This window comes from Pectobacterium artocarpous, assembly GCF_046159765.1.
In the GTDB taxonomy this organism is placed as follows: Bacteria; Pseudomonadota; Gammaproteobacteria; order Enterobacterales; family Enterobacteriaceae; genus Pectobacterium.
Genome location: NZ_JBJXVK010000009.1, coordinates 30,224 through 40,623, shown reverse-complemented (window position 1 = coordinate 40,623; position 10,400 = coordinate 30,224). Strand labels below are relative to the sequence as shown.

At 50.7% G+C, this 10,400-nt stretch carries 7 protein-coding genes; 2 read left to right on the top strand and 5 right to left on the bottom strand.

The window, feature by feature from the left end:
• Nucleotides 1-2 precede the first annotated feature (2 nt).
• The 3 genes from ACKQAD_RS07730 to ACKQAD_RS07720 all read right to left on the bottom strand — a co-directional run bounded on the left by ACKQAD_RS07730 (nt 3) and on the right by ACKQAD_RS07720 (nt 4,379).
• Complete coding sequence (locus tag ACKQAD_RS07730) at nt 3-2,597, bottom strand: TonB-dependent receptor plug domain-containing protein (RefSeq protein WP_409159620.1); 2,595 nt, start codon at nt 2,595-2,597, stop codon at nt 3-5.
• A 76-nt stretch (nt 2,598-2,673) separates the two neighbouring features.
• A complete protein-coding gene (locus ACKQAD_RS07725) occupies nt 2,674-3,618 on the bottom strand; it encodes a TonB family protein (RefSeq protein ID WP_409159619.1) in 945 nt (314 codons plus the stop codon).
• Nucleotides 3,619-3,953: 335 nt separating this feature from the next.
• Nucleotides 3,954-4,379, bottom strand: coding sequence for a GNAT family acetyltransferase (locus ACKQAD_RS07720; protein ID WP_409159618.1), 426 nt, complete (start codon nt 4,377-4,379; stop codon nt 3,954-3,956).
• A 181-nt stretch (nt 4,380-4,560) separates the two neighbouring features.
• On the opposite strand from ACKQAD_RS07720, the gene hemF reads away from it, so the two are divergent.
• Together hemF and ACKQAD_RS07710 are read left to right on the top strand one after the other, a co-directional pair.
• Nucleotides 4,561-5,493 carry an oxygen-dependent coproporphyrinogen oxidase gene (gene hemF, locus ACKQAD_RS07715; protein ID WP_409159617.1) on the top strand — a complete coding sequence of 311 codons (933 nt, stop codon included), beginning with the start codon at nt 4,561-4,563 and terminating at the stop codon, nt 5,491-5,493.
• A 3-nt stretch (nt 5,494-5,496) separates the two neighbouring features.
• Nucleotides 5,497-5,949 (top strand): YaiI/YqxD family protein, encoded by a 453-nt coding sequence (locus ACKQAD_RS07710; RefSeq protein WP_180743372.1) that lies wholly within the window; start codon nt 5,497-5,499, stop codon nt 5,947-5,949.
• Between the two features lie 190 nt (nt 5,950-6,139).
• Here ACKQAD_RS07710 and mtr read toward each other — a convergent pair whose 3' ends face one another.
• Together mtr and maeB are read right to left on the bottom strand one after the other, a co-directional pair.
• Nucleotides 6,140-7,414: a tryptophan permease gene (gene mtr / locus ACKQAD_RS07705; RefSeq protein WP_409159616.1), complete on the bottom strand. Its 1,275-nt coding sequence runs from the start codon at nt 7,412-7,414 to the stop codon at nt 6,140-6,142.
• A gap of 459 nt (nt 7,415-7,873) precedes the next feature.
• Entirely contained in the window at nt 7,874-10,153 is a 2,280-nt protein-coding gene (gene maeB / locus ACKQAD_RS07700) for an NADP-dependent oxaloacetate-decarboxylating malate dehydrogenase (protein WP_409159615.1), read from the bottom strand.
• Nucleotides 10,154-10,400: the final 247 nt, after the last annotated feature.

The window sequence follows — 10,400 nt, the reverse complement described above, 5'->3', positions numbered from 1 at the left end:
GTTTACCAGGTGTAAGAGACGCCAAGCCAGAACTGGCGGCCAGGTTTGTAGGTCACAATAGAGTTGCCCGTTCCCACGTTTTGGCTCGTTTCCACGACGTTATCCAAAACATTCAACACATCCAGGGTGATATCCAGCGTCTGATCTTTATAGACTGGCTGCGAGTAGGAAAAACGCCAGTCGTAGGAGATAAAGTCGTCGTATTTCGTTGAGACGTATTCCGTCACACTCCCAGAGAAGCTAGGATCGGCATCACATGCAGGACTTCCACCAGGGCAAACCGTCATTAACGAACCCGTGCTATACCCCTTATAGCCGGAGGTATAACCCACGCGTTGCCCCCAATTAAGGCGTATCGCCGGGAAGTAGGTATCCACATTTAAGAAGGCATTCCAAGGCGTATTGAAGTCCATCGCATCCATGTCGCCCTTATACATCAGCTTATTGTCAACAATAACTCGAACGTCATCCGAATCGACATCATCATAGTAAGCAATGGAGTTAGATTTATTTTTCGAAATAAAAGCACCAAACGACCAATTTACTTCAGCAAAGCTAAAACGATGAGGACTGATGGGCTCTACTTCTAGAGACAATGAATTCCCTTCTGTCCGACCGGCATTATTCATCACACGGTAGCTTGCACCATTATTAGCAATCGTTTCACGACCAAACTGATCTTTCCCCTGACGATTAACCCATTTGGCAGTCCATACGGTATTCATGACGCGTTGAGATAGCCCTAGCGTCATTTCATCGCTGTAAGGCGTTTTTAAATCAGATACAGTGTAATTAGTGCCGGTTCTTTCTGGGTTAGAGGTCCACGGCGCAGTAGAGGAGGTTCGCCTTTGCACAGTACTCGTACCGATCCCCTGGCGTAGCTTATATGACAGCATATTCGCTGCATAATAGCGGTTTGCCCCGCCGAACAAGCGAGTCGAACGATCGCCGAAGACATCATAAGAAGCGGCGAAACGAGGTGCAACATCCAGATTTTCCAGGAAATCATCGTATGTAACGCGCACCCCAGGGGTTACTTCCAAGCGCCCATAATTCATGCTGTCTTGCAGATAGGCGGCATAACGGCTATAGCTGACTTGCACAGAACGAGCCGGATAGAGTGTGCGAGTACCTGCAAATTGCTCACCGGCAATACACTGTGAATCACCGGGTAAGCACACAACGCCACTATTCACGTAGGTAGCGTTCGATGCAACGCTGGCTGAGTAGGCATCCTGAAAACGGCGATACTGTGCATTCGCAAAATCAGCTTGCCAGCCGAAATCAAGCTGATGAGTCATCCCCAGTAAGAAGGCCGGATTTAACTCATAGTCTTGTTTAAAGGTGGTGGTATTTTTTTCTGTGGCAAATGACCCATAGCCACCAATCTGTGACGTTCTACTTGTAGTTTGCCAATCCAGTGAGGGGGAAGTAAAACCTAACGATGGAGTATTATAGACCCAGCTAATAAATTCATTCGATTCATGTTCGATTTTGTTTTGTTCGAATTGGTATCCCGCGAGGCTGGTCATTTTCCCCCAATTAGCGTTGTGCTCCCACTCCATATTGAAGCGATAACCACCACCGGTATTGGTAAACGCACCATTCTTCACATTTTTTTTGTAATATTTAGATTCATGCGGGGAATACATTCCAGTCATACGAATAATATCGCCGTTATCCGTAAGATAGGTGCCTTTTAACAGGTACGTTTCACTAATGCGTTGCTGATCGTCCCATTGTCCCAAAAAGTCATGATAATAAGGTATATCTGACTGCTGACGGTTATACGAAAAAATAAAACCCGCTTTATCACTTAATGGCTGATTAAAGCTAGCTGAATAGAACTGCTTCTTAAATTTCGGTTGGTAGTAGAGGTTAGTGCCAGAGTAAAACTCCTCACTGGTTTGAGAATCAACATGGTAACGTGTCCAGCTGTCACGCGTCGTGCGGTAAGAGACTTTTCCGGATGCCTTATCCAACTTGGGATCCATGAGTTTGGTATCTACCACGCCACCAGTGAAATCACCGTACTTAGCAGAGACATTGCTGTCGAAAACTTGCAATGTTTCAATAAGTTCAGAGTTTATCCAAAATGACTGCGCACCTCCAGCAGGAAGATCCGTCGGGCTATAACCATCCGGATTCGTACCTAACTCACCATTATTGGCACCAGGGTTGATATTGTTATTATTCGATAATCCATCGATCATAAAGTTATTGTTGTAAAATTTCTCGCCGTGGAACGAGACATTTTCCGGTGCCAGTTCCCCTGGAATATTGCTGCTGCTTGCCGTATTGGCAAACTGTACATTCGGGTTATTCTTTAATAACTCCGTGACCGATCCGTTTCCAGTCGGCATCTTTTTAATCTGCTCGGCATTAATGATCTGCGTTCCCATCGACTGGCTAGTCGGGGTTGAGCGAACTAAAATCGTATCTTCGCCATTTCCCGAAACGGAATCACCCTGCTGTTCTTCTTCGGCTTCTGCATTGTTTTTCTGCTGATTTTCATCAGCAGAGGTGTCGTTTTGCTGTGCGAGCGCCGACCCTGATAATAATGACAAAATCATTATTAAATAGACGTTTTTATTCATTTATTCAAAATCCCCAGTGAACCTTAATATTTGAAAATAAAATTATTTTTGTAATTACCGCATGTAACATGTATTGCTAATCATCAACCTGAATATGACCATTCAGTTTGAAAACGATGGAAACCACCTGATTCTCAACGGGTGCCTCCGTCCGATAGCGCCAGCGCGCCATGTCTTTCACTACGTCATCGCCAAATACGCCGTCTGGCGTTTCAGATAGAACCTGTACGTTAGTGACTGTACCGCTACCAGTGATATCGAATTTGACGCGCACTTTTCCTTCCACACCCAGCGCTTTTGCCCTAGCGGGATAGTTCACGCGACGATGCAATGCTCTAAAATTTTGGCTGTTGCTTTTCCCTGCTCCTCGCGCTGCCTGACCGTTCTCGCTCTCTCCAGCTTTGGCTGTTGCCGCACTGCCCGGCATACCAGCAGAAGCTTGCAGCGGCGAAGGCGCATCGCCTGTCTGGCTTGTCGCGACAGGAGACTCACTTTTCTTCTCTGCCTGCTGTGCCTTGGCCTGCTGTTGTTCTCTAGGTTGTTCTTTCGGCCTATCTTCTGGTTTCTTTTCAGACTGCTTTTTCTCACGCACGGGCGGCTTCTTTTCCGCAACGGGCGTGACAGGCTTGCGCTCAATGACAGGCTGTTTAATAACCGGATTGGGGTGTTCTGGTAACGGCGTTAAGATTGGCATCACCACGGGAGTAGGTTGCACAACGGGAGGGTCAACCGGTGGTGGTGCCGCTTCGGCTACCTGTGACATCGCCGCAGCCATCATCGTCACCTGCATACTTCCACCTGCATTTCCCGCCATATCGTCAATGCTTTCTTTCGGGGAATAGTGCAATAGAAAGAAAACTGCCAGCGCTGCATGCGCCACGCAGGACAACACAAAAAAAGCCAGAGAGCGCCAGTTAGGGGACGTGGTCGCAGAAGGATGAGCAAGTGAGGGAGTCAGCAATGCGCCGCCGCCAGTGCGATTCACACCCAGTAAAGCCCCCTGAAGATTTTCACCACTCACTATCCAACTCCATCTCTTGAACGTCAACTTCCTGGTGTCAGCAGTGCAGTCACAATCTTCCAGGCGATAAAATGTAAGCAAGATCGGCACACGAAAAAACATGTCAAGACCGATCGGACAATATTAATAAATAATAATACAAATGATAATCATTTTACAAATGAAAACTATTACCTATAAAGTCTCACAAATTGCCAGCAATATCATTACATAAATTAGTAAACATTTGATAATTAATGAAAAATGTGCGCTAACGAGGCGCACTTTTTACTTGAAAGGGGAATGGAGGGGAGATACTGCACGGGTATAGCGGTTTAGCATCTGTGAGATAACAATCAATATTCCCGATCTTCAATCAGGCGTTTTCCCAACGTGATGCAGTCAACGATCTCGTAGTCGAGTTTTTCATACATGCCGATCACGGCATCATTGTCCTCACGTACCATCAGGTGAATCTTCGGACAGCCTCGGGCAATGAGTTTTTTCTCCAGCCGGCTAATCAATGCATTCGCAATGCCGCGTCCGCGAAAATCAGGGTGTACACCCAGGTAGTACGCCGAGCCACGGTGACCGTCGTAACCGCCCATTACCGATCCCACGATTTCGCCGTTCACCTCTGCGACCAGAAACAGATCGGGATCGTGATTAAGCTTACGTTCGATGTCCATTTCAGGATCGTTCCACGGGCGCAGCAAGTCACAGCGCTCCCAGAGGGTGATCACGACTTCAAAGTCATCCTGCCTGAATATGCGGATTTCCATCACAGTCGCCATTTTGCAATAAGGTAAATCGTGATTATCGCGTGATTTTTATCAGACGCAATCTCAAATTGCGCGCCGCCATCAGGAATCACACAACAGGTGACCGGGGATCGATTTTATTGGTGGTATACTGCCGCCTTTATTATTGTGCCCTCATCGCCAGAGAAACGAGACGCCCACTATGTCTGACGTCAATGCGGTAAAACATTTTTTGCTTAGCTTACAGAAAGATATCTGTAAGCAGCTTGCAGCGATCGATGGTGAAGCTGACTTCGCCAAGGATGAATGGCAGCGTGCCGAAGGCGGCGGCGGATGTAGCCGCGTGTTGTCCGGCGGGCGCGTCTTTGAACGCGCTGGCGTAAACTTTTCTCATATCACGGGTAAATCTCTGCCGCCTTCTGCCAGCACCCATCGCCCCGATCTGGCTGGCCGGAGTTTTCAGGCGATGGGCGTGTCGCTGGTGATTCACCCGCTAAGCCCGTACATTCCTACCAGTCACGCCAATGTGCGCCTGTTCATCGCCGAAAAACCGGGAGAAGAGCCGGTGTGGTGGTTTGGCGGCGGGTTCGATCTCACCCCTTATTATGGTTTCAAAGAGGACGCGGTGCACTGGCACCAGACCGCTCACGACCTGTGCCAGCCGTTCGGTGACGGGGTATACCCGCGCTATAAAAAGTGGTGCGACGATTACTTCTTCCTGAAGCACCGTAACGAAGCACGCGGTATCGGCGGGCTCTTTTTCGACGATCTCAACACGCCTGATTTTGCTACCTGTTTTGCCTTCATCCAAGCTGTCGGTAACGGCTTCCTCAATGGCTATCTGCCCATCGTTGAACGGCGCAAAGAACTGCCTTGGGGAGAACGCGAGCGCGAATTCCAGCTCTATCGCCGCGGTCGCTATGTGGAGTTCAACCTGATTTGGGATCGCGGTACGCTGTTTGGGCTGCAAAGTGGCGGACGCACCGAGTCAATCTTGATGTCCATGCCACCGCTGGTACGCTGGGAATATCAGCACCAGCCAGAACCGGGTAGCCCGGAAGCTCTACTATATCAAGATTTTTTACCGGCCAGAGACTGGCTGGCAGAAAGTCACACGCAAAACAAGGAAGCATAAATCATGCAGATTTGGGTTGATGCCGACGCCTGCCCGAACGTCATCAAAGAAGTGCTATTTCGCGCGGCGGATCGCACGCAAACACAGGTCACGCTGGTAGCTAACCAGACCATAAAAGTGCCGCCGTCGCGTTTTATCCGCACACTGCGCGTCTCATCGGGTTTTGATGTCGCCGATAATGAAATTGTACGCCGCACGGAGGCCGGTGATTTGGTGATTACCGCCGATATTCCGCTGGCAGCAGAAGTGATAGAAAAAGGCGGCGCCGCGTTGAACCCGCGCGGCGAGCGCTATACGCCGGATACCATTCGGGAACGGCTGAACATGCGGGACTTTATGGACACCATGCGCGCCAGCGGGATACAAACCGGCGGCCCCAGCGCATTAAGCCAGCGGGATCGTCAGCAGTTTGCTAATGAACTGGATAAGTGGTTACAGCAGGCGAAAAAGCCCTAACGCTCTGTCTGATTACCCTTACGTAGACTACCGATCGTTACAAGATCGAGATACACGGAGCGATCACGGGGGCGAGGTGTCCTTACAGGAACCTCATCCTCGTGCTTCTCCTAAAAACAGGCTCAGGCAACCAACATTAATTCTCTCGCCTCGTCTGCTTTAGCAGGCAAGGCGGGATGGCGATGCATACTTAGCGATAAACTGGCAGCAGGTCGAGGCTGGAAAGAATATGTATCAGCGCGGTGCCGACGCCAAATAGCAACACCAGTGCAATCATCGTATTGCCGCCGCGCACGCGGAACAGCGGGCTGCCGAAACGGGCGCGCGACGCGCGAGCCAACAACGCAGGCGTAATCACCGCCCATACCGTCGCCGCCAGCCCGGCAAAACCAATCGCATAAATAAAGCCGTTCGGATACAACAGGCTGCCGATAACAGGCGGAAGAAAAGTCGCTAGCGCCGTTTTCGCTCTTCCCATTCGGCTATCGTCAAACTTCAGCAAATCCGCCAGATAATCAAACAGTCCCAGCGTTACGCCGAGAAACGAGCAGGCAACGGCAAAGTTGGAAAAGACGGTGAGCAACACGTCCAGATAAGGGCTGTTCAACACCCCACCCAACGCCTGCACCAGCACATCAATATTCCCGCCCCGCTCGGCAATCCCGATAAAGTCAGGGCGAGCGATATTCCCCATCGTGCCAATCAGCCAGATGGCATACATCACCAACGCCAGCACGCTGCCAATAAACAAACAGCGCTTGATGATTTGCGGTTCACGGCCATAGTGCTTCACCAGACTGGGAACGTTGCCATGAAAGCCGAAAGAGGCAAGACAAAAGGGTAACGTCATCAGCACATACGGCAGATAGCTGGGCGCTTCTTCGGCAACATTAAGTAAAACAACCGGCTTAACGTTCCACAGCAAACTGCCGAACGTCATGAAAAAAGTGAGTACTTTCGCGGCCAGGAAAAAAGCGGTCATGCGGCTTACCGCCGCCGTACTCCACCACACCGTCAACGCGACAAACAGCGCAAATAGGAAACCGCCGATTCGGGCGGAGAAGTCGATCGACATCTCCGCAAGCGTGTGGCGGATGATTGAACCACTCGCTGAAATGTAGGCGTAAGTCAGGATATAGAGGACAAAAGCAATCGAAATGCCGTTAACAATATTCCAGTGCTTGCCCAGAAGATCGTTGGTCAACGTATCGAAGCTGGAGCCAGTCGGATAATTAAGGTTGGCTTCCAGTATCATTAACCCCGAGTGATACATGCAAAACCAGGTCAATACCAACACGGAAAATGACCAGAAAAACCAGGCGCCCGACATCACCACCGGCAGGGAAAACATCCCGGCACCGATAATCGTTCCTGCAATAATCATCGACCCGCCAAACAGCGAAGGAAGACGCTTTTCTGTACCGCTTTTTGCTACTGTATTTTCGTTCACTGCGCGTGTTGCCATAACCGATAGTCGCTCGTTGGATTTTTCATCGAGTCTGGGGAGGGCCCCTACAGACAAGGCAGGATCATGGCATAAAACGAAAATTATTCCATTGATTTAACTTATGCCACGGTATGGAAAAAACCATGTTCTGCTAAAAACGACGTGCTATGTTGTCAGCAAGTAATAGGTTGTAAGCGATTAAAAGGAAAAGTGATTTAAGGATGATGACGTTATGCTAAAGGCGGTGAAATCTGTTTTATTCGATATTCTCTCCATGATACTGACGTTTATCCTCTGGATTATCTCTCTTCTCATGGTCACCTATTTACTCCCAGAAAATATCGCGTTCCCCGCCTTTGCGTTTTGCTTTATCGGTTCTATGTTTTTAAGCGACTATGACTATATAGTCGATAAGCTCAGAGAATAAAAAAACCCAGCCATGTATCGACTGGGTTTGTCTGTATGACTGAACATGCCTTACAGCGGCTGAGTTTGGGCTTCTACTACCGCCAGCGCCACCATGTTCACGATCCGGCGTACCGAGGCAATCGGCGTCAGGATATGTACGGGCTTTGAGATCCCCATCAATACCGGCCCAACGGTTACACCTTCAGAAGAAGACACGCGCAGCAGGTTATAGCTGATACGCGCAGACTCCATGTTCGGCATGATCAGGATGTTAGCCGAGCCTTTCAGCGGACTGTCCGGCATTTGCTCGCGGCGGATCGCTTCCACCAGCGCGGCATCGCCGTGCATTTCACCATCGATCTCCAGTTCCGGTGCCAGTTTGTTGACCAGTGCCAGCGTTGCCCGCATCTTCTGCGCCGTCGGCGAATCTGAGGTGCCGAAGCTGGAGTGCGACAACAGCGCGACTTTCGGTTCGATACCGAAACGACGTACGCTTTCTGCCGCCATCAGGGTGATTTCCGCCAGTTGTTCCGGCGTCGGATCGGCATTGACGTAGGTGTCGGCAATGAAGGTATTGCCGCTCGGCAGCATCAGCGCGTTCATCGCGCCCGCCGCCTGCACACCTTCGCGGTAGCCGAACACTTTTTCAACCACGTCGAAGTGCTCTTCATACGTGCCAATCGTGCCACAAATCAGCGCGTCCGCTTCGCCACGGTGTACCATGATGGCTCCGATCAGCGTTGGATTGCCGATCACCGCGCGCTGCGCTTTTTCCTGTGACACGCCACGGCGTTTCATCAGCTCGAAATACTCGCTCCAGTATGCTTTGAAGCGCGGATCCGATTCGTTGTTGACCACTTCGAAATCTTTACCGATGGTCAGTTGCAGACCCAGTTTTTGTAAACGCATTTCGATGACACTTGGACGACCGATCAGAATCGGGAACGCCAGCCCCAGCGTGACCAACTCCTGCGTAGCATGCAGCACGCGCGCATCTTCACCTTCCGCGAATACCACACGCTTCGGCTGCTGACGCGCCTGTGCGAAGATCGGCTTCATGAACAGGTTGGTTTTATAGACGAACTGAGTCAGTTTTTCGATGTAAGCATCGAAATCTTCGATCGGGCGCGTCGCCACGCCGGAATCCATCGCCGCCTTCGCTACTGCGGGGGCGATCTTGATGATCAAACGTGGATCGAACGGTTTTGGAATCAAATAATCCGGCCCAAATGACAGATCCTGATCGCCGTAGGCCGATGCCACCACTTCGCTCTGCTCCGCCAACGCCAGATCGGCAATCGCGTTCACGCAGGCCAGCTTCATCTCTTCGTTAATCGTGGTCGCGCCCACATCCAGCGCGCCGCGGAAGATGAACGGGAAGCACAGTACGTTGTTCACCTGATTCGGATAGTCGGAACGACCGGTACAGATAATCGCATCCGGGCGCACTTCTTTCGCCAGCGGCGGCAGAATTTCCGGTTCAGGGTTTGCCAATGCCATGATCAGCGGACGCGGCGCCATGGTTTTCACCATATCCGGTGTCAGTACGCCAGGGCCGGAGCAGCCGAGGAAGATATCCGCATTAGGGATAACATCGGCCAGTTTGCGCGCGCCGTTATCTTCCACCGCATACGCCGCTTTGGTTTCTTCCATGTTTTCATCACGGCCGTGATAAATCACACCACGCGAATCACATACGACGATGTTGTGCTTCTGAAGACCCAGCGCTACTAGCAGGTTCAGACAGGCGATAGACGCCGCACCTGCACCGGACACCACCAGACGCACGTCAGAAATATTTTTTTCTACTACGCGCAAGCCGTTCAGAACAGCGGCAGTACAGATGATCGCCGTGCCGTGCTGATCGTCGTGGAAGACGGGAATCTTCATGCGCTCACGCAGCTTCTTCTCGATGTAAAAGCACTCCGGTGCTTTGATGTCTTCCAAATTGATACCGCCGAACGTCGGCTCCAGCGCGGCGATTACGTCGATCAGCTTGTCCGGATCCAGCTCGTCGACTTCGATATCGAAAACATCAATGCCGGAGAATTTTTTGAATAGAACGCCTTTACCTTCCATCACTGGCTTACCGGCCAGTGCGCCGATATTGCCGAGGCCGAGAACGGCCGTCCCGTTAGAGATCACGGCGACCAGATTGCCGCGCGCGGTGTATTTGTAGGCAGCCAGCGGATCTTCCGCGATTTCCAGACAGGGTGCCGCGACACCAGGAGAATACGCCAGCGCCAGATCGCGCTGCGTCGCTAGCGGTTTCGTCGGGGAAACCTGAATTTTTCCGGGGATCGGATACTGGTGGAAATCAAGAGCGCTTTGCTTTAGCTGTTCATCCATTTTATGTACCTTTTCGGTTTTGTTGTGTCTGTAGGGTAAAGAGTACCCAGTATAGTGTTTGCCAATGGCTAAACCACCGAGGATGGCAAAAACTGAGGGGGAATGCTGGTTAATATAGTTATTTTATTTGACGGTTTTTCGTTCAATAGCCGGATAAACGATTGAGCGAAATCGCGCGGTGCAGACGCACCACGCGATAAAGCAGAGGGTCGATGAAACAGATGGATGACGAGAGAAGATAGGGCAA